Raw genomic sequence first — 19,856 nt, 5'->3', positions numbered from 1 at the left:
CGGGCTGGTGGCTTTTGCGCTCGTTTTCCTGATCGCATGGCCCCATCGTCTTTCGCCGGTTGCGCTGATTCTCGCCGGTCTTGTCGTCACCCTCCTGTGCGGGGCGGTGTCGGCCACCGTCAGCCTATCCTACAGTCTGGGAATGACGGGTCTCTTTGTCTGGGCGAGTGGCTCGCTCACGCAGAATGATTGGTCGGCGATTTCACGCCTGCTTCCCTGCGCGCTGTTCAGTTGCGTCGCTGCTGCGCTTCTGACGCGGCCGCTCGAATTGCTGTCGCTCAACGACGAAGGCGCGAGATCACTTGGCCTGCCGCTCTTTTACGTGCGCCTGCTGGCAATCGTCCTCGCCGTCGTGCTAGTCGCCTTCACCGTCAGCGCCGTCGGCGTCATCGGTTTCGTCGGGTTTGCCGCGCCGTTTATCGCTCGCGCGGCGGGCGCTCGCAGATTGCCGCACCGCATGGTCGCCAGCGTCGCGATCGGCGCGATCCTGCTGCTTGCCGCCGACGAGGCGATGCAGGCGAGCCGCGCGTTTCATGCGCGAAATTCCAGCCGGTGCCGCGACTGGCCTTCTCGGCGCGCCCCTTATCGCCATCTTCCTGCGGCGCCTGCCTGTCGTGGAAACACCCACCGCGCCAATCGCCGAGAATCGCAACAATCGCCCCCTTCTCTACCTCGCAATCACTGCAGCCGTGCTGTTTGTGGTGATCTGGGTTTCGCTGTCTCTCGGCCCGTCGCTGGGTGGCTGGAGCTTCGCATCGCCATCACAGATGCAATCGCTATTGATCTGGCGTCTGCCGCGCTTGGCGGCCGCTGCTTCCGCCGGCATTCTCTTCGCGCTCTCGGGAACGATCATCCAGCGCATGACGAGCAATCCGATGGCAAGCCCCGAAGTCATCGGCGTCAGCACGGGCGCCGCCCTCGGCATCCTGCTGCTGGTCCTGCTTGCGCCAAGCTTTACGCCACTCACACAGCTCGCCGCTGCGACTGCCGGCGCAATCGTCAGCCTGATCGCCGTTCTGCTCATGGGGTATCGCAGCCGTTACAATCCCGACCATGTGCTGCTTTTCGGCATCGCGATCAACACCGCTTTCGCCGCGCTGATCGCTGTGCTGCTTGGCACCGGACTGCCAAAGGTTTTCGGGGTCATGCAGTGGATGGCGGGTTCGACCTACAGCACGACCCCGATGCAGGCGACGATCGCAGTCACCGTTGCTGCCATCATATTGCTGATCGCGCCATTCTTTACCCGCTGGCTCGATCTGCTGCCGCTGGGCGCTGCGTCCTCGAAGGCGCTTGGCCTCAGCACATCAACAAGCCGGGCGGCACTTCTGCTGCTCTCGGCCGTCTCTGCCGCGGCAGCAACCTTGCTCATCGGCCCCTTGAGCTTCGTCGGCCTGATGGCGCCGCATATTGCGCGAACGCTCGGCTTCCAACGCGCGCTTCCGCATATGATCGCCGCCGCTTTGACCGGAGCCGCCATCACGACATGCGCTGATTTCATCGGGCGCGTCGCGCTTTTTCCGAACAAGCTGCCGGTCGGCATCGTCGCAACGCTGATTGGCGGTCCCTATTTTCTCTGGCTGATGCGAAAACAAGTGCATTAGGCTCAAGAATACCTATAGCAATACGGACGCATATCTTGGTAGGACGTGAGCGTACCTTCGAGTATCCACCAGCGGGTCGGACGGTACGAAGAGACGAAGGACTATGAATGATGATGACCAGTGGCTCCGAAGCCCGCGTTGTGCCTCCTGTCGACGCTTCGGCAATGGGTGGCGAAGATCTTTTCAGGCTCGACGAGGTCTCCTTTGCCGTCGCCGGTCGCACGTTGCTACAGCCGCTTTCGCTGACGCTCGCACCCCGTCAGATCGTCGGCCTCATCGGCCATAATGGCTCCGGCAAGTCGACGCTGCTGAAAATGCTCGCCCGCCAGCAGCCACCGGCCGGCGGCATCATCCGTTTCGAGGGCAAGCCGCTGACGGAATGGGGCGATCGCCCCTTCGCCCGCAAGGTCGCCTATCTGCCCCAGGCCACGCCGGCCGCCGCCGGCATGTTGGTGCGTGAGCTGGTGGCGCTTGGGCGTTATCCCTGGCACGGCGCGCTTGGCCGCTTCGGCCAGACCGACCGCGACAAGGTCGAGGAAGCCATGAAGCTGACCGACGTCGCGGGCATGGCCGACCGGCTCGTCGACACGCTCTCGGGCGGCGAGCGCCAACGCGTCTGGCTTGCCATGCTGGTTGCCCAGGATGCCGAATGCCTGCTGCTCGACGAGCCGATCTCGGCGCTCGATGTTGCCCATCAGATCGAGGTACTGTCGCTTGTGCAAAGCCTGAGCCACGCCAGAGGCCTCGGCGTCGTCGTCGTGCTGCACGATGTGAACATGGCCGCGCGCTTCTGCGACCACATCATTGCCCTGCATTCGGGCAGGATCATCGCCAACGGCCCGCCGGACGACATCCTCACCACCGAGGCGCTGCGTGCCATCTATGGCGTCGACATGCACATCATCCAGCACCCTGCCTCGGGCCACCCTGTCGCCATCCCGACCTGATCGAGTGGCGGGCCACATGGAAAACGGATCGACGAATATTCTCGACGATCCGCTTGATCATATTACCCGACTTTTGATTGTCAGGATGCTGCCCGGTGCAAGATGGGCGCGGCCTTCCACCCCAACTCCGGTGCGATTGATGTCACGAAATCATGAAGGATCTGCCGGTATTCCTCATCATGGAATTCGTAAGGCAACTCCAGTCGGAATTCGCTGACATAGGGCAGGATCGGATCGGCATAGAGCCGCTCGAGGATCTGCTCGGATGTTCCGACAATATCCTGCGCAAACAGCGTGCGACGTTCCCCTTGCGGCGAAAGCGTCCGTTCGTAGCGGCCGGCGGCATAGTCGGTATAGCGCTTGCGCGTCACGGCATCGGCACTGTCGAACGGAACGATGACCCGGCCGAGCGCCACTCGCCGCGTCTCGCCGCCGGAGGCACGATAGGTTTCGAGCTGCCGCGATTGCGCCAGGAAGAAATCATTCGTCTCTTCGCCCGTCGTCACGTTGCCAATCAGAAGATTGAAGCCGTTCTTGCCGGCCCAGGCCGCCGAACGCAATGAACCGCCGCCATACCAGATGCGATCGATCAGCCCCTTCGCATAGGGCTGCAGACGCGGCCGCTGCGGACCGAAGGGCGTCTTGATGACCGTTTGGTTATCACCGATGTAGGTACCTCGCAGATTGTCGGCAAAGCGCAGTACCCTCTGGTGCGAGAAGTCGTGGCTTTCCCAATCGCCATCAAAGGCGAGCGGGCCGATGAGGTCGGCATGCAAGGGGCGACCCGCGCTTAGCCCGATATTCAACCGCCCGCGCGACAGGACATCCACCGTGGCAAGGTCTTCGGCCAGACGATACGGGCTCTCGTAGCCGATCGGAATGACGGCGGTTCCAAGCTCGATATGGCGCGTCCGCTGCGTCGCCGCCGCAAGGAAGGCACTTGCTGAGGAGATGCCGGGCTCGAGATGCCGCTGGCGCACCCAGGCACTGTCGAAACCCTTGTATTCACCATGTTCCAGAAGCTGCAGGGTCTGCTCGAGGCCAGCCAGTGGATCTTCATCCGGATAGTTGCCTGGTGTCAGAAAGCCGATATGGCTAATCGATGGGGCTGGATGGCTCATATCGTTGTCTCCTCAATATTTCGGCAAGCCGGGCGGGTTGGTTTCCGACGCTGGCAGAGCTTCTTCGGCAAGATGCCAATGATCCAGGATGCGGGCATAGGTGCCGTCCTTGATCAGCCCGTTGGTGGCAACAGTAAGCGCATTCGCAAGGCCACTCCCCTTGCGCGTGGTAATCGCGACATCGGACCGATCCGGCCAGCCGGCACTCAAGGTGCCGACGCGTCTGATGTTCTTGTCTCGGGCGGCGATGTAGACCAGCTGTGCATGCGGCTGCACGATGACGTCGGCGCGGCCGGACTGGAGGGCGAGAAGGCTCGCCGCATCATCGTCATAATATTGCAGTTCGAGCGGCTTCAGGCCGGCGGCCACATCCTCGTCGCTCCATTTCAGCAGGATCCGCTCCTGATTGGTGCCCGCGCCGACGATGAACCTGAGGCCGGCTGCATCCTTGGGCTCCTTGATCGACGCCACCTTGCTGTCGGTCTTGACGAAGAAGCCGTGCAGACCCTGGCGATAGGTGGAGAAATCGAACTTCTCCTTGCGCTGCTCTGTTACGCCGACATTGGAGATGACGGCATCGTACTTGCCCGAGGTCAGCCCGAGCGGCCAGTCGATCCAGGCGACGGGAACGAGTTCCAGCTTCAGGCCGAGCGCATCGGCAACGGCATAGGCATAGTCCGGATCGGCGCCGACCACGGTCCTGGCGTCGGTCGCGTAGGTCGCAAGCGGCGGTCCGCCGGGCGCGACCGCCACGGTGAATGTGCCCGGTGTTACGAACTTGAAATCCTTGGGGATCGCAGCAACCGCAGTATCATTCTTTGCCGCGTGGACACGACCGGGCTGCTCCGGACTGAGATCGAAATCGGCAGCCGCCTTTACAGGACTGAACCCGATCAAGGTGACTGCGGTCACAGCGGCAAGCATGGTTCTAAAGTTGGGAAGGATCGTCACGAGCACTGTCTCTCCATGTCAGAAATGGGAGCGGACCGGCGCGGGCCCCACCGGCGCCGGTCCGCTCGACCAACTTTACGAACCGCTTTTCGGCAGGCCCGCAGGGTTGGTCTTGGATTGATCGACCGCTTCGGCGCTCAGGCTCCAGTGCTTCAGCACTTCGGCATACTTGCCGTCCTTGATCCGATCATTGATGGCGAGCGTGAGAGCATCGGCGAGGCCGGCGCCCTTCTTTGTCGTGACAGCGATTTCAGCCGTGATCGGCCAACCGCCCGAAACGGTGCCGACAAGTTTCCTGGTGCCGTTGATGGCGGCTTTATAGGCCTGCGTCGCATTCGGATTGAACTCCACATCGGCGCGACCCGATTGCAGGGCCAGATCGGCGGCGGCGCGGTCGTCGTAATACTGTATGTCAATCGGTTTGAGGCCAGCGGCTACGTTCTGGCGATCCCACTCGAGAATGATCTTTTCCTGGTTAGTGCCGGCTCCGGTGATCACCTTTAAACCTGCCACATCCTTGGGCTCCTTGATCTCGGTGATCTTGCTGTCGGCCTTCACGTAGAAGCCGAGCACATCACGACGATAGGTGGAGAAATCGAATTTCAGCTTGCGCTCCTCGGTGACGGTCACGTTGGAGATGACCGCATCATATTTGCCGGAGGAGACGCCGAGCGGCCAGTCTTCCCAGGCAACAGGCACCAGCTCGAGCTGAAGACCAAGGGAATCGGCGAGCAGTTGCGCGATATCCGGATCGGCGCCGACAACGGTCTTGGCATCCGTGGCGTAAGTAGCGATCGGCGGATCCCAGGCGTTGATAGCCACCGTGAATTTGCCGGGATTGACGAACTTGAAGCCGGGTGCGATCGCCTTGATCGCCGCGTCATCCTTCTCCGCCCTCACGCGATTGGACGTGTCCGGGCTCAGATTGAATTTCTCGGCCGCATTGGCGACCGCGCCGCTCATTACCACAGCGGTGACGACCCCTGCCAGCATGTATTTCGCTCTATTAAAGAATGTCATTTCCCTTCTCCAATTCATCCTAAGGTTGTTATTGTTGTCATTATCTTCCGAGTGCCCGTCACGGCCCGGCATTCTTCACCAGCTTGTGTCTGCTAGAGAACCTTGGCGAGGAATTCGCGCGTGCGCGGATGCCTCGCATCGTTGATGATCTGCGTCGGCGATCCCGCTTCGATAATGTGGCCGCCTTCCATGAAGACGACGGTATCGGCAACCTCTCGGGCAAAGCCTATCTCGTGGGTGACAATGACCAATGTCGTCCCGGTGCGGGCAAGCTCCTTGATGACGTCGAGCACTTCGCCGACGAGCTCCGGATCGAGCGCCGAGGTCGGCTCGTCGAACAGCAACACCTTCGGCCGCAATGCCAAAGCCCGGGCGATGGCAACGCGCTGCTGCTGGCCGCCGGAAAGCTGGCGGGGATAGGCATCGATCTTGTCGCTGAGGCCGACGCGGGCGAGCAATTCCTGCGCATAGGCTACTGCCTCCTCCCGGCTCAACCCGCGCACCTGGATCGGCGCCTCGATGAGGTTTTCCAACACGGTCAAATGCGGGAAGAGATTGAAGCTCTGGAAGACCATGCCGATATCGGTCCGGCGCTTCAGGATGTCCTTTTCCTTCAGCTCGTAGAGCACCTCGCCCTTTTGCGTGTAGCCGACAAGCTCGCCGTCCACTGAGATGAAGCCACTATCGACACGTTCCAGATGGTTGATGGAGCGCAGCAGCGTCGACTTTCCCGAGCCGGATGGGCCGATAATGGCGGTCACGCTTCCGGCCGGCAGGCTGAGCTCGATATCGTCAAGCACTTTCAGCGTGCCAAAGCTCTTCGATATACCATGAATACGCACCGCGCCGCCCTTGGCGCGAAGACCCGTCACGCTCCGGAAAGCGGCAAGCCTTCCATTGTCCACCCCAGCACCGGCGGCAACGACAGGCAGCGGGCGGCGGAAACGCTGGAAGAAGGCCTGGAATGGCAATGGGGTCGGATTGCGCAGAGCGCCGCGGGAAAAGTAGCGCTCGATATAGTGCTGGGCGATCGACAGAACCGTCATGATGACGAGATACCAGACCGTCGCCACCATCAGCAGCGGAATGACTTCCAGATTGCGGCGATAGATCACCTGCACGGTGTAGAAAAGCTCTGGCAGGGCCAGCACGTAGACCATGGATGTGCTTTTGGCGAGGCCGATGATTTCGTTGAAGCCCGTGGGAAGAATGGAGCGCATGGCCTGCGGCAGAACGATGCGAAATGCCTGGCGGCGTCGCGACAGGCCAAGCGCGGCAGCCGCTTCCAGCTGCCCCTGGTCGACCGACAGGATGCCGCCGCGAACGATCTCGGCGAAGAAGGCCGATTGGTTCAGCGTCAGCCCAAGAAAGGCGGCCGCAAACGGCGTCAGAAGCTGCGTTGTCGGATAGTCGAACAACACCTTGTCGGTGAAGGGCACGCCGACGGTGATCGTCTCATAGAGATAGCCGAGATTGTTGAGCACGAGCAGCAGCACGATCATCGGGATCGAGCGCAGCAGCCAGATATAGCCCCAGGAAAGACTGGAGAGCAGCGGCGATTTTGAGACGCGCGCCAGAGCCAGCGCCGTGCCGAGGATGGAGCCGGAGAAGGCAGCAAGTGCCGTCAGAAGAAGTGTCCTGCCGAGGCCCACGAGCACCGGCTCGGCAAAGAACCACTCGGCGAAGACGCCCCAGCCCCATCGGGGATTGGTGAAGGTGGAATAGAGGACGGCTGCAAGAACGAAGGCGGCGAATATCGTACCCGCCGTGCGCCAGGGATGGCGCGCCGGCACGATGCGATAGCGCGCATAATCGGTCTTCGTCTCGTTGCTTCCGGCGGCGGGATCGATACCGGCGAAATCCGTTGTCAGTGCCATGATGCTTGCCCCTTATGATTATTGTTGCTTCGATCCGCCGTCAGCGTCCGGCCGCGGCCAGTCGCTGCAGTGAGCCGGAGGTCTCGACGGAATAGGACGGCGCCAGATGGCTGACGTCCTTCTCGAAAGGCAGGCTCTTGTAGATTTCAGGATCGACCGTCGTGTCGAAGAGAGCGGTATAGCCGTTCGTCAGATAGAGGCCGACGGCCTCTGGCTGGCGGAAACCGGTCGTCAGGTAGATGCGTTGATAGCCTTGTTTGGCGGCCTGCAATTCCAGCTCGACCAGGAGCTTGCGCGCCAACCCCTGGCGCCGCAGATCATGCCTTGTCCAGATGCGCTTGAACTCGGCGGTCCGCTCGTCATAGCGCTTGAAGGCGCCGCCGCCGATCGTCTCGCCGTCCCTTAGGAGAAGCAGGAAATTGCCGTTCGGCGGCGCGAAGGCTTCCGGCGGATAGCGGTTCAGTTCGGCGGCAGCACCTTCGGCGTTGAAATAGGTGCCGTAGCGGCTGTCATATTCGAAAATCAATTCATCGATCAGCGGCTTGGCGCGCGGGTCGAGCGTGGTCGTATAGAGAAACGTGTCGCTCATGTCGTTCGTCACCTGTTGTCATCCGCAAGGAAGGTTTCGGCGAGCCGCACCCAGTAGCGGGCAGCGGGCGCGATGATGGCGTCGTTGAAATTGTAATGGGCACTGTGCAACGGGGCACTGTCGCCATTGCCGACGAAGAGATAGCTGCCGGGCTTGGCCTCCAGCAGGTAGGCGAAATCCTCGCTTGCCGTGCGCGGCCGGAAATCCGCCTCGACGGCCGCCGGGCCAAGCGCCTGTACGGCAACGCTGCGGGCAAAAGCGGTTTCATCGGCGTGGTTGACCAGAGCCGGAAAGCCCAGGCGATAGTTGACCTCAGCCACCGCGCCGAAGCTTTCGGCCTGCGCACGGGCGAGTGCCGGAATGCGCTCCTGAAGCTTTATGCGCACCCCTTCGCTGAAGGCGCGCATGGTGAGCTTCAGCTCGACGCTTTCCGGGATGACGTTCGATGCCGAGCCAGCATGGATCGAGCCCACCGTCGCCACGGCCATGTCCTGCGGATCGATATTGCGCGAGACCACGCTTTGCAGAGCCGTGATGAAGGAAGCCGACGCCAGCACGGGGTCGACGGCCCGATGCGGCTCGGCACCATGACCGCCCTTGCCGACGATCTTGATGAGCGCCTGGTCGACCGAGGCCATGGCAGGACCGGCAACGAAGCCGAACTGCCCCTCGGCAACACCGGGCCAATTGTGCAGGCCGAAGACGGCATCGACCGGAAAGCGATCAAAAAGCCCCTCGGACAGCATCTTGCGGGCACCCGCGCCAATCTCCTCGGCTGGCTGGAAGATCAGGCGGAGCGTACCGCTGAAATTACCGCTCTCGGCGAGATAACGGGCGGCGGCGAGCAGGATAGACGTGTGTCCGTCATGGCCGCAGGCATGCATGACGCCGGGATTGCTGCTGGCATAGTCAAGCCCTGTGGCTTCGTCGATCGGCAGGGCATCCATATCGGCGCGGATGCCGATACTGCGCTGCCCATCGCCCCGCTTCAGGGTGGCGACAACGCCCGTACCGGCAATGCCTGTCTCGACCTCGTAGCCCCAGTTGGTCAAGAGCGATGCCACCCGCTTGGAGGTGCGATGTTCCTGAAATGCCAGCTCGGGATATTGATGCAGATCGTGCCGCAGCGCGATGATCTCATCGAGATAGGCGGCGATCCCTTTCTCGACGGGGTCATTGAGGGAAGCAGTATTGACGATGGCGTTCATGGCGGATCAATCCGGGCTCAGGCGCCAACGGCCTTTGCAGGTTCGATATGATCGGATTGCGCCGTGTGACGGCTCTCGCGGAACGGCAGGCCGAGATGATCCCGCAGCGTCTCGCCCTTCAGCTCCGGATCGAAATAGCCACGGCTCGTCAGGATCGGCAGGACATGCTTGGCGAAATCGTCGAAGCCTTCTCCGATGACGGGGAAACCGAGGATGAAACCGTCAGCGCCTTCCTGATCCACCCAGCGGATGATCTCATCGGCGATATGGTCGGCAGTTCCGATGAAGGCGGTGCGCGGCGTTGCGGCGTCGAGCGCCACTTCGCGAAGGGTCAGCCCCTTTTCCCGCGCAGTCTTCTTGATACGGTCGGTCGTGGCGCGGAAGTTATTGCGGCCGATATCGCCGAGATCCGGGAAAGGCTCGTCCAGCGGATAGGCGCTGAAATCATGATGATCGAAGAAGCGGCCGAGATAGGCCAGCGCCTCTTCTATCGTGACGAGGTTGCGGATTGCCTGATATTTAGTCTCCGCCTCTTCCTGCGTCGCACCGACGATCGGGCCGATGCCGGGGAAAATACCGACCTCGGCAGCACTACGGCCATGGGCGATCGCGCTCTGCTTGACCTGCTTGTAGAAGACCTTGGCATCCTCAAGCGGACCGCCATTGGTAAAGACAGCATCAGCATGCTTGCCGGCAAGACGGATGCCGGAATCGGATGCACCGGCCTGGAACACCACAGGCTGCCCCTGCTTCGATCGGCCGATATTCAGCGGTCCCTCGATCCGGAAGAAGCGCCCCTTGTGGTTCAGACGATGCAGCTTGGCCTTGTCGGCATAAACGCCCGTTTCGCGATCGCGAGGGAAGGCATCGTCATCCCAGGAGTCCCACAGGCCCTTGGTGGCATCGAGATATTCGTCGGCGATCTCGTAGCGCAGCTCATGCTCGGGATGCTCGCGGCTGTAATTGCGGCCGGAGCCTTCGAGCGGCGAGGTCACGGCATTCCAGCCGGCGCGGCCGCCGCTGATCAGATCGAGCGAGGCGAACTGGCGGGCGATGGTGAAAGGATCGCTGTAGGATGTCGAGACCGTGCCGACCAGACCGAGCTTCGTCGTAAAGGCGGCCAGCGCGGACAGGATCGTCAGCGGCTCGAAGCGGTTGAGGAAATGCGGGATCGACTGCTCGTTGATGTAAAGCCCGTCGGCGACGAAAGCGAAAGCGATGCCGGCTTCTTCCGCCTTGCGCGCCGTCTTGACGAAAAAGTTGAGATTGGTGCTGGCATCAGCCGGGACGCTCGGATGCTTCCAGGCGTTCATGTGGCCGCCCGGGCCTTGCAGCATGATACCGAAAGTAATGTGTTTTTGAGCCATGATTGGTCCTCCTGGGACAGGCTGTTCAGGCGACGAGGGAAAGCCGTTCTTTGGCGAGCAGTTCAATTGAGGTGAGCCGTTCCGCCGCCGTCAGCGCCGGCGCGTCGAGCACGAACTCCTCGACACCGTATCGGCGGTGCAGCGCATCGAGTTCGGCACGGATCTGTGCCGCCGTGCCATGCAGCACGCTCGGCACCTTCTCTTCAGTGCGATAGTCCGTGAGGCCAGCCTGACGAGCGAATTCAGCCGCCTGCTCCAGACTGCCGACATTGACGCTCTGGCCGTTGGGCAGGAAAAGCTTCACAATGCGAAGCTGGCCAACGCGCTCGCGAGCATAGGCCTCGCTTTCAGCAGCAAAGGCAGCGAGCGCCAGGATCGGAACCTTGCCACCCGTCGCACGCCCGTATGCCTCGAAGGTTCGTTTCAGATTTTCGGGATCGCCGTTCAGATGGCCCGCGAAAACTAACGTCCAGCCCTTCTCCGCCGCAAGCTCGGCGCTCTCGACGCTGGCACCGAGGAGAAAACGCTCCGCTGCGCGAGGCGGAAACGGTGTCGCCAGCGCGCCGTCGGATTGAGGGTCGGCCGCGAGATAACGGTTCAGATCGGACAGCTGCTCGGCAAAGCCCGGCTTCTTCTCCGGATCAATGCCGATCTGCAATGCGCGTGTTGAGAGTGGAAAGCCACCGGGCGCCTTGCCGACACCAAGATCGATGCGGCCGGGCGCGAGCGACGCCAGAAGATTGAAGGCCTCGGCGACCTTATAGGCGCTGTAGTGCTGCAGCATGACGCCGCCGGAGCCGATGCGGATCTTCGAGGTTCTGGCAAGAAGATAGGCGATCAGCACTTCAGGCGCCGAACTCGCGAGGTTTGCCATGTTGTGATGCTCGGCAACCCAGAAGCGATGATAACCGAGCTCTTCGGCTCTGACCGCCAATCGCGTCGTGGCGCTAAGCGCGTCGCTAGCGCCAAGGCCCTGCTCGATCGGGCTCTTGTCGAGAAGGCTGAGAAGATAGGACATGCCGTTTCATTTCATCCATAATTGCAACCAATGCCGACCATTGTCGCCATAGTCTATAAAAAGCATAGATTTTAAGGAATTTAAGAAACAGCTTTCTTTTTCTTCACGCAGATGCGGAAAAAATCGGCAGTCGAGTAAAGTAGTGAAAGGGGCGATACAAAGGGCACGCGGCCGGAAAATGACACGGCCTTATGACAAGCAATCGCCGGTATTTCCGGCGCCTTGCCTGCTACCGCGGCGTCAAACCGCGCCCATGAGACGGGCTGTGTCCGAGCCCGGCGGTGCTCCAAACATCCGCTTATAGTCACGGCTGAACTGGGACTGGCTGTCATATCCGACCATGACGCCGGCAATCCCGGCCGTAAGCCGCTCCGAAAGCAGGATGCGTCTCGCCTCCTGCAACCGCACCTGCGTGCGATATTGGAACGGCGACATCAGGGTAATTGCCTTAAAATGGCGGTGGAACGAGGTGACGCTCATGCCTGCGAGATCCGCCAGGTCTTCGATGCTCATCGGCTCCTTGTAATTGGCCTTGATCCAGCTTGTTGCCTTGCTGATTTGCCAAAGATGGGAGCCGGCGAAGGCGAACTGCGCGAGGACGTCGCCAAGTCCGCTTCGAGCAAGACGATAATGGATTTCCTGGACAATCAACGGTCTGAGAAAATCGATTTCGTCTGGGTGGTCGAGCAGCGACAGGAGCCTTGCAAACGGCTCGAGCAATGCGCGCTCCAACGGCGCGGCGATGACACCCGCCAATGGGCTTACTGGCGCCTGACGCGTCGGGAGGCACTGCAGGACCTCGGCCAGCAGCGCGCGATCGAGATCCATTGTGAGCGCCAGATGGGAGCGCCCGTCATCGGCACTGAACACACGGGAAGCGACGGGCAGATCGGCAGTGACGAGAAGAAAAGTCGATGGATCAGCGTAGAAGGGCTCCTCGCCGAGGCTGACCGTCTTGCCACCCCGCAAGATGATGCAAACACGCGGATTGTACAGCGCATGGATGGGATGAACGCTCGTGCTCATCTGATAGAGCGTCAGGCCGGGAACGACGGTCGGGTAGCGTGGCACATGGGCGTGGCGCTCGACGACGTCGCACATGGTGTCCAGAAGTTGTTTCATGATGCACATCCTTTGAAACGAACCTGGCACGATGCCGAAGTCCTGAAAAGTCCCTCCCCACCAACCTTGGTAGGATCGTGCAAAATATTGGCACGATCGCCGTAGTTTAAAGACGCCAAAGCGACCAAATTCCGTTGCGTGTGCTGATCAAGGGTTGGCAGGTCAAGTGCTCCGCAGGCGGATGTCTGCATCACCGCCCTGCACCGACGATTGGCAACATGTTTGAAATAGGAAAGGTATTGCACGATGTCCGAAAAGATTTGGTTCATCACCGGCTGCTCCACGGGGCTCGGCCACGAACTCGCCAAGCAGGTCCTCGAGCGTGGCGACCGCGCTGTGCTAACCGCACGCCGACCTGAAAGCCTTGACGAGCTTGTAAGCAAGCATCCAGGCCGGGCCATCACACTTCCGCTGGATGTTACGAGCGGGACGGCAATCGAGAAGGCGGTCTCCGACGCCGAAGCTCACTTCGGGCGCATCGACGTGCTCGTCAACAATGCCGGCTACGGTTACTTCTCCGCCATCGAAGAGGGCGAGGATGACGAAATCCGGCGCCAGTTCGAGACAAACGTCTTCGGCCTATATGCGGTCACAAGGCGTGTGTTGGCAGGCATGCGCGCCAGGCGCGCCGGTCATATCGTCAACGTGTCGTCTATCGGCGGCCTGATGGCCTTCCCGGCCACTGGCTACTATCATGCCAGCAAGTTTGCCGTTGAGGGCTTCTCGGAATCGCTGTCGCAAGAGGTCGGGCCTCTTGGGATCAAGGTGACCATCGTCGAGCCCGGCGGGTTCCGGACGGATTGGGCCGGCCGGTCAATGGTCGAATCCAAGACGATTATCGACGATTACGCTGAAACGGCGGGCGCGCGCCGGAAGGCCGCCCACGAATATTCCGGCAAGCAGCGTGGCGACCCTGCCCGCGGCGTCGCCGCGATCATCAAGGCCGTCGATTCAGCCGAGCCGCCGCTGCGGCTGCTGCTTGGCTCCGACGCCTACCGGCTTGCCGAGTCGCGCCTCGCAGCCCTTCAGAAGAACTTCGAAGCCTGGAAGGACGTTACCCTCAGCACCGACTTTCCCCAGGACTAGTATCGCAAACCATCACGGAGTGGCCGGCTTTCAAGGGAGCCGGCCACTCCTGTCCCCCCTCGATTTCTACAGGCTTGCGCCGCGCCATTTTTGCTTCCGGAAAGATGCCAACGCTGCAGCCTTGGTCATTTCAGACAAACAATTCCGCTTATAGTCTATAAAAATAGTTTGTTATTTCTATCGCTCTTGCACCCTTCTTCTCTAGGTTCAAGCCATCGAACTCAGGAAGCCGCAGGACAATATGATCCGGCCAAAGGGACAAACATGAACCTCAAGACTCTGATCGCTGCGGCCGTCGTCGGTCTCGCCAGCATTTCGACGGCAGCCTCCGCCGCCGACAAGAAAGTCGTCGTCGGCTATCAGACGGACGCGCTGCCATCCTCCGTCGGCATCGCCAACGGCGATTTCGCCAAGGCAACCGGATACGAGATCGATTTCCGCAAGTTCAACTCCGGCGCGGAGATCTTTGCAGCCATCGCCTCTGGCGACGTCCAGATCGGTTATGTCGGCTCAAGCCCGTTTGCGGCCGCCGCATCGCGAGGCCTCGAGGTCAAGGCCTTCTATCTGTCGTCGATCTCGGGCATCGATGAAGCACTTGTGGTGCGCAACGGCTCGGGCATCAACACGCTTGCCGATCTCAAGGGCAAGAAGCTTGCGGCATCACCGGTCTCCACCGACCATTACCAGCTGCTCGCGCTCATCAAGTCTCTCGGCCTGACGGAAAAGGACGTGCAGGTCTTCGCCATCCCGCAGCCTGAAATCGTCGCCAGCTACAATCGCGGTGACATTGACGGCGGCTTCGTCTGGGATCCAGCGCTGACTGAACTCAAGAAGGGCGGCAAGGTGCTGGTGACTTCCAAGGATGTCGCCGACAAGGGCGCGCCGACCTTTTCCGCCTGGGTCGCGACCTCGAAATTCGCCGCAAGTGACCCGCAGTTCCTGAAGGCCTTCGCTTCGGTGATCAACAAGTACTACGCCTCCTTCGCAGCCGACAAGGCGGCATGGGGACCGGATAGCGACAACACCAAGGCCCTTGCCAAGCTTCTCGGTGGCACCGCGGATCAGCAGGCCGCAGCGCTCAAGAACCTCACCCTCCTGACACCCGACGTTCAGGCCTCGGCAGCCTGGCTCGGCGGTGGTGAGCAGTCCGGCGCCGCGAAGATCCTGAAGGACACAGCGACCTTCCTGAAGGGCCAGGGCAAAGTCTCCGAAGTCCTGCCAAGCTACAGCGCCTTTGTCACACCCGACGCGCTCGTCAGCGCCAGCAACTGATCCTCCCAACACCGGAGCAGCCACCGCTGCTCCGGTGTCGAATTTCTGAGAGACGTCATGCTTCAAGTCGATCATGCCAGTGTATTTTTTGCAGCGCGCGACGGCAGCACCGTTCACGCGCTCGATCGCGTTTCGTTCAATATTCCCGAGCGGGGTATCGTCGTGGCGCTGGGAGCATCAGGCTGCGGCAAGTCCACGCTCTTGAATGCGATAGCCGGCTTCCTGCCGCTTTCCGAGGGAACGATCACGCTCGATGGCCGACCTGTGTCCGGTCCCGGCGCCGACCGCGGTGTCGTCTTCCAGAAGGATTCACTGCTGCCGTGGAAATCCGTTGTCGACAACGTCGCCCTCGGATTGCAGTTCGCTGGGCTGGGTCGCCGGGAACGGCGGGACCGCGCCCTCGAATTGCTGCGGCTGGTCGGTCTGGCTGACTTTGCCGGTTCGATGACCTATGAACTGTCCGGCGGCATGCGTCAGCGCGTCGGCATAGCCCGCGCTCTTGCCACCGATCCCGATATACTGCTGATGGACGAGCCTTTCGGCGCGCTCGACAGCCTGACGCGCGAGCAGATGCAGGAGTTGCTGATCTCGGTCTGGGCTAGAACCGACAAACGCATTTTCTTCATAACCCACTCGATCGAGGAAGCGCTCTTTCTCGGCACCGAGGTGCTGGTCATGTCGCCGCGGCCGGGCCGGGTCCTCGCCCGTTTCGAACTTGATTTCGTGCATCGCTTTGCCGCCAGCGGCGATAGCAAGGCGATCGTCGCCTCTCCCGAATTCACCAATCTGCGAGAAGAAATCCGTACGATCCTTCACAAGGCTGATGATTTCAGGAGCGCTGCATGAGCGATATTACCCAGGCGCGCCCGATCGTCGTCTCCCGTGAGGCGGGGCCGAAACTCGTCGGCATGCCGAGCTTCGGCGTCGGCGGAAAGCCGACCGTTGCCATCAGCATCGTCACCGCAATCCTCTGTCTTACCCTGTGGTGGCTGGTCGCGAAGCTCGGTCTGGTATCCCACCTTTTTCTGCCAAGACCTGATGAAGTATTGATGCAGATCGGCGTCATCTACCGCGATGGCTATGCCGGTGCGTCGCTGTCCGAACACATCCTCGCAAGCGTAATCCGCATCGTCACTGCTGCGACGATTGCGATTGTCATCGGCATTCCCGTCGGACTGTTGATGGGCCTTAATCGCTGGGCGAAGGGAATTCTCGACACGCCAATCGAATTCTATTGGCCTTTGCCTCCGCTGTCCTATCTGCCGCTGATGATCATCTGGCTTGGCATTGGCGAGACCTCGAAAATCACCCTCCTGGTGTTGGCCATGTTCGCGCCAATCTGCCTCTCGGCCCAGGCCGGTGTACGATCGCTTCCGCTCGAGCGTGTCAACGCCGCCCGTTCACTTGGAGCGAACCGGCTGCAGCTTTTCATCTCTATCGTGCTGCCCTCGGCCTTGCCGGAGATCCTGACCGGTGTCCGCATCGCCTTCGGCATCGGCTGGGGTACATTGGTCGCCGCCGAACTGATCGCCTCGACACGCGGCATCGGCTTCATGATCATGTCGGCATCGCAATTCCTTGCAACCGACGTCGTCTTCGTCGGCATTGGTATTATCGCGATCTGCGCCTTCGCCTTCACGGCGGCAATCCGCATTCTCGAGGCCATTCTCGTTCCGTGGAAAGGCAAACTCTGAAGCCTCGATAGCAAGCGTATCGATCACGCCCGCATTCGGCGGGAATTTCCTATTCAATGCATTACAGGCCCCTGGACATGAGCAGCAGCGAGTTTCTTTGGTATATTCCCAACGACGTCAAATCCGGTCACCGTGGTGATTCTGCCGTCGAAAACCACAACAGTCTGGAAACGCTGACCAGCCATGCAAAGACCTTGGAGGATCACGGCTGGAAGGGAGCCTTGATCGGCACCGGCTGGGGCCGGCCCGATACATTCACCGTCGCCGCCGCTCTTACCGTCCGCACGACAAGCTTCGAACCATTGATCGCCATTCGCCCCGGCTATTGGCGCCCTGCACACTTCGCATCTGCAGCCGCCACTTTGGATCAGCTGAGCGGCGGCCGCGTGCGCGTCAATATCGTATCGGGCAAAGACAATCTCTCGGCCTATGGCGACAGCGAGGGCGACCAGGCGCATCGCTACGCCCGCACCAAGGAATTCATGCGCCTGGTTCGCCGGCTGTGGACCGAAGAAAACGTCACCTATGAGGGCGAGCATTTCGGCGTTACCGATTCTACCGTGGCGCCACGGATACGACAGAACGGCGAGCGCCGGCATCCGAAACTCTATTTCGGCGGCGCTTCGGAAGCAGCCGAGCGGGTTTCCGCCACTGAGGCGGATGTCCAGCTTTTCTGGGGCGAGCCGCTTGACGGCGTCCGGCAGCGGATCGAGCACCTGAAGTCATTGAGCAAAACGCTCGATCGCGATCTTCCGCCGCTGGAATTCGGATTGCGGATTACCACGCTGGTGCGTGACACCACCGAACAGGCATGGGCCGACGCCGAGGCGAAGGTTGCCGAAATGGCGAAGATCAACGGCGCCGGCTGGAACGACCATCTGCAGTCCATCGCCGTCGGCCAGCGCCGGTTGCTGGATCTGAATGCACGCGGAGACGTGCTTGATGACAACCTCTATACCGCACCCGGCAAGTACGGTGGCGGCGGTGCCGGCACTACCTGGCTGGTGGGTTCCGCCGAAGATGTCGCCCGCTCGCTGCGCAAATACCGGGATCTGGGCATCACGCATTTCGTCCTTTCGGATACTCCCTACCTCCCCGAGATCAAACGCCAAGGGGACCAACTCCTGCCCCTTCTGCGCGACTGATCGGTTAAGCTGACGATAGCTATACCCACAGAACAACGACACCTCGCGGCTTTCCAAGCTGTGCCTCGTCAATTATGACAGTTTCATGACAATGAATGCATGGAGCTTTGATGCTGGGCTGGTTTCGTAAACTCATGCCGCGCGAGGATCGTTTTTTCGATCTCTTCGCGCAGCACTCGCGCACGATCGTCAGCGCGGCTGAAGCATTGAACGAGCTGCTGGGCGGCCGGGATATCGATGCGAAATGCCGGGAGATCGTCGAACTTGAAAATCAGGCTGACGATATCACCCGCGACGTGCTGCTTGCGGTGCGGCGAAGCTTCATCACGCCATTCGACCGGGGCGACATCAAAGACCTGATCATGTCCATGGATGACGCCATCGACATGATGCACAAGACCGTGAAAACCATACGGCTCTTCGAGCAGAAGAGCTTCGATCCGGGCATGCAGCAGATGGGCGCCGTCATCGTCAAGGCGGCCTATCTCGTCGCCGAGGCGGTGCCGCTCCTGGATCGCATTGGCGCCAATGTCACCAAGCTCGGCAATCTCACGGAAGAGATCGTCAAGGTGGAAGGCCAGGCAGACGCCTTGCACGAACAGGGCCTGAAGGACCTCTTCCGCAATTACGGCGCCTCCAACGCCATGGCCTATATCATCGGCAGCGAGATATATGGCGAGTTGGAGAAAGTCGTCGATCGCTTCGAGGACGTCGCCAACGAGATCAACGGCATCGTGCTCGAGAGCGTCTGATGGAGGCCTCGCTCGCCTTTCCGCTGCTGGTGGGGATCATCGCCACCGCCTTGTTCTTCGACTTTCTGAACGGACTTCACGATGCGGCGAACTCCATCGCCACCATCGTATCGACCCGTGTGCTGCGGCCACAATATGCGGTGCTATGGGCCGCATTCTTCAACTTCATCGCCTTCCTGTTCTTCGGGCTGCATGTGGCGGAGACGCTTGGTACCGGCATCATCGATCCGAGTATCGTCGACCCCTCCGTCATCTTCGCAGCGCTCCTCGGAGCGATTGTCTGGAACATCGTCACTTGGATATTTGGCATACCCTCCAGCTCGTCGCATGCGCTGGTCGGCGGGCTGATCGGCGCTGGCCTCGCCAAAGTCGGCGTCAGCTCGATTGTCTGGCTCGGCGTCTTCAAGACCGCCGGCGCGATCGTCATGTCGCCATTGATAGGATTTGTGCTGGCGCTGTTTCTGGTCCTCATCGTGACCTGGCTGTTCGTCCGCCAGACACCATTCGCCGTCGATAGAACATTCCGCATATTGCAGTTCTTTTCGGCGTCGCTCTATTCGTTGGGGCATGGCGGCAACGACGCGCAGAAGACCATGGGTATTATCGCAATTCTCTTGTATTCACAGGGATATAGCGGCGGCTCCTTCCATGTTCCGTTATGGGTGGTGCTTTCCTGTCAGACAGCCATGGCCCTCGGCACGCTGTTTGGCGGCTGGCGGATCGTTCACACGATGGGTTCGAAAATCACCCGCCTCAATCCGATGCAAGGCTTTTGCGCGGAGACGGGCGGCGCGCTGACGCTGTTTGCGGCCACATGGCTCGGCATTCCGGTTTCCACCACGCACACGATCACCGGCGCCATCATCGGTGTCGGCGCTGCGCGGCGTGTATCGGCAGTGCGTTGGGGTCTCGCCGGCAATATTGTCATTGCCTGGGTCATCACCCTGCCCGCCGCCGCCATCATCTCGGCGCTCTCCTACTGGTGCATGCAGCTTTTCACGTAATCAGCGAGCATGGCTTTCTAAACATCTGTAATAAAATAAGAAAGATCGCGGCTGGAATGGCCGCGATCTCCTGACTTTA

19 protein-coding genes are annotated in these 19,856 nt (G+C 60.8%); 9 read left to right on the top strand and 10 right to left on the bottom strand.

The features are described from left to right. Nucleotides 1–355 precede the first annotated feature (355 nt). Nucleotides 356–535 (bottom strand): hypothetical protein, encoded by a 180-nt coding sequence (locus tag BSK43_RS35260; RefSeq protein WP_169055477.1) that lies wholly within the window; start codon nucleotides 533–535, stop codon nucleotides 356–358. On the opposite strand from BSK43_RS35260, the gene BSK43_RS28690 reads away from it, so the two are divergent. Continuing rightward, nucleotides 534–1,604 carry an iron ABC transporter permease gene (locus BSK43_RS28690; RefSeq protein ID WP_136687332.1) on the top strand — a complete coding sequence of 357 codons (1,071 nt, stop codon included), beginning with the start codon at nucleotides 534–536 and terminating at the stop codon, nucleotides 1,602–1,604. The two genes, BSK43_RS35260 and BSK43_RS28690, sit on opposite strands and share 2 nt — an antisense overlap. Before the next feature lie 164 nt (nucleotides 1,605–1,768). Further along, entirely contained in the window at nucleotides 1,769–2,551 is a 783-nt protein-coding gene (locus tag BSK43_RS28685) for an ATP-binding cassette domain-containing protein (RefSeq protein ID WP_246662791.1), read from the top strand. An 80-nt stretch (nucleotides 2,552–2,631) separates the two neighbouring features. Here the strand turns inward: BSK43_RS28685 and BSK43_RS28680 are convergent, their stop codons facing one another. From BSK43_RS28680 to BSK43_RS28640, 9 genes are all read right to left on the bottom strand, one after another. Next, nucleotides 2,632–3,672 (bottom strand): LLM class flavin-dependent oxidoreductase, encoded by a 1,041-nt coding sequence (locus BSK43_RS28680; RefSeq protein WP_077468126.1) that lies wholly within the window; start codon nucleotides 3,670–3,672, stop codon nucleotides 2,632–2,634. 12 nt (nucleotides 3,673–3,684) lie between these two features. Continuing rightward, nucleotides 3,685–4,596 carry an ABC transporter substrate-binding protein gene (locus BSK43_RS28675; RefSeq protein ID WP_077468292.1) on the bottom strand — a complete coding sequence of 304 codons (912 nt, stop codon included), beginning with the start codon at nucleotides 4,594–4,596 and terminating at the stop codon, nucleotides 3,685–3,687. A gap of 102 nt (nucleotides 4,597–4,698) precedes the next feature. Next, nucleotides 4,699–5,643, bottom strand: coding sequence for an ABC transporter substrate-binding protein (locus tag BSK43_RS28670; RefSeq protein ID WP_077468125.1), 945 nt, complete (start codon nucleotides 5,641–5,643; stop codon nucleotides 4,699–4,701). Between the two features lie 92 nt (nucleotides 5,644–5,735). Then, entirely contained in the window at nucleotides 5,736–7,520 is a 1,785-nt protein-coding gene (locus tag BSK43_RS36060) for an amino acid ABC transporter permease/ATP-binding protein (RefSeq protein WP_077468124.1), read from the bottom strand. Nucleotides 7,521–7,560: 40 nt separating this feature from the next. Then, complete coding sequence (locus BSK43_RS28660) at nucleotides 7,561–8,109, bottom strand: GNAT family N-acetyltransferase (protein ID WP_077468291.1); 549 nt, start codon at nucleotides 8,107–8,109, stop codon at nucleotides 7,561–7,563. Nucleotides 8,110–8,117: 8 nt separating this feature from the next. Next, nucleotides 8,118–9,317, bottom strand: coding sequence for a M20 aminoacylase family protein (locus BSK43_RS28655; protein ID WP_077468123.1), 1,200 nt, complete (start codon nucleotides 9,315–9,317; stop codon nucleotides 8,118–8,120). A 17-nt stretch (nucleotides 9,318–9,334) separates the two neighbouring features. Beyond that, nucleotides 9,335–10,684: an LLM class flavin-dependent oxidoreductase gene (locus tag BSK43_RS28650; RefSeq protein WP_077468122.1), complete on the bottom strand. Its 1,350-nt coding sequence runs from the start codon at nucleotides 10,682–10,684 to the stop codon at nucleotides 9,335–9,337. Between the two features lie 25 nt (nucleotides 10,685–10,709). After that, a complete protein-coding gene (locus BSK43_RS28645) occupies nucleotides 10,710–11,702 on the bottom strand; it encodes an MsnO8 family LLM class oxidoreductase (RefSeq protein ID WP_077468121.1) in 993 nt (330 codons plus the stop codon). Between the two features lie 240 nt (nucleotides 11,703–11,942). Next, nucleotides 11,943–12,824, bottom strand: coding sequence for an AraC family transcriptional regulator (locus BSK43_RS28640; protein ID WP_077468120.1), 882 nt, complete (start codon nucleotides 12,822–12,824; stop codon nucleotides 11,943–11,945). A gap of 246 nt (nucleotides 12,825–13,070) precedes the next feature. Here BSK43_RS28640 and BSK43_RS28635 point away from each other — a divergent pair, with 246 nt between their 5' ends. From BSK43_RS28635 to BSK43_RS28605, 7 genes are all read left to right on the top strand, one after another. Further along, a complete protein-coding gene (locus BSK43_RS28635; RefSeq protein WP_077468119.1) occupies nucleotides 13,071–13,910 on the top strand; it encodes an oxidoreductase in 840 nt (279 codons plus the stop codon). A gap of 264 nt (nucleotides 13,911–14,174) precedes the next feature. Beyond that, a complete protein-coding gene (tauA, locus tag BSK43_RS28630) occupies nucleotides 14,175–15,182 on the top strand; it encodes a taurine ABC transporter substrate-binding protein (RefSeq protein ID WP_077468118.1) in 1,008 nt (335 codons plus the stop codon). Nucleotides 15,183–15,239: 57 nt separating this feature from the next. Continuing rightward, nucleotides 15,240–16,028, top strand: a complete 789-nt coding sequence (locus BSK43_RS28625; RefSeq protein ID WP_077468117.1) for an ABC transporter ATP-binding protein — start codon at nucleotides 15,240–15,242, stop codon at nucleotides 16,026–16,028. Continuing rightward, nucleotides 16,025–16,876, top strand: a complete 852-nt coding sequence (locus BSK43_RS28620) for an ABC transporter permease subunit (protein ID WP_077468116.1) — start codon at nucleotides 16,025–16,027, stop codon at nucleotides 16,874–16,876. The genes BSK43_RS28625 and BSK43_RS28620 overlap by 4 nt, the downstream gene beginning before the upstream one ends. A 77-nt stretch (nucleotides 16,877–16,953) precedes the next feature. Then, complete coding sequence (locus BSK43_RS28615) at nucleotides 16,954–18,021, top strand: LLM class flavin-dependent oxidoreductase (RefSeq protein ID WP_077468115.1); 1,068 nt, start codon at nucleotides 16,954–16,956, stop codon at nucleotides 18,019–18,021. A 110-nt stretch (nucleotides 18,022–18,131) separates the two neighbouring features. After that, the gene (locus BSK43_RS28610) at nucleotides 18,132–18,773 is read left to right on the top strand and encodes a DUF47 family protein (protein ID WP_077468114.1); all 642 of its coding nucleotides are present in this window, start codon (nucleotides 18,132–18,134) and stop codon (nucleotides 18,771–18,773) included. Then, complete coding sequence (locus tag BSK43_RS28605; RefSeq protein WP_077468113.1) at nucleotides 18,773–19,777, top strand: inorganic phosphate transporter; 1,005 nt, start codon at nucleotides 18,773–18,775, stop codon at nucleotides 19,775–19,777. Before BSK43_RS28610 ends, BSK43_RS28605 begins: the two co-directional genes overlap by 1 nt. Nucleotides 19,778–19,856: the final 79 nt, after the last annotated feature.

It is taken from the genome of Rhizobium sp. P44RR-XXIV, from assembly GCF_001999485.2.
Lineage (GTDB): Bacteria > Pseudomonadota > Alphaproteobacteria > Rhizobiales > Rhizobiaceae > Rhizobium.
Note: the sequence above shows the minus strand (reverse complement) of the source record. Positions and strands in the feature narration are given on the sequence as shown.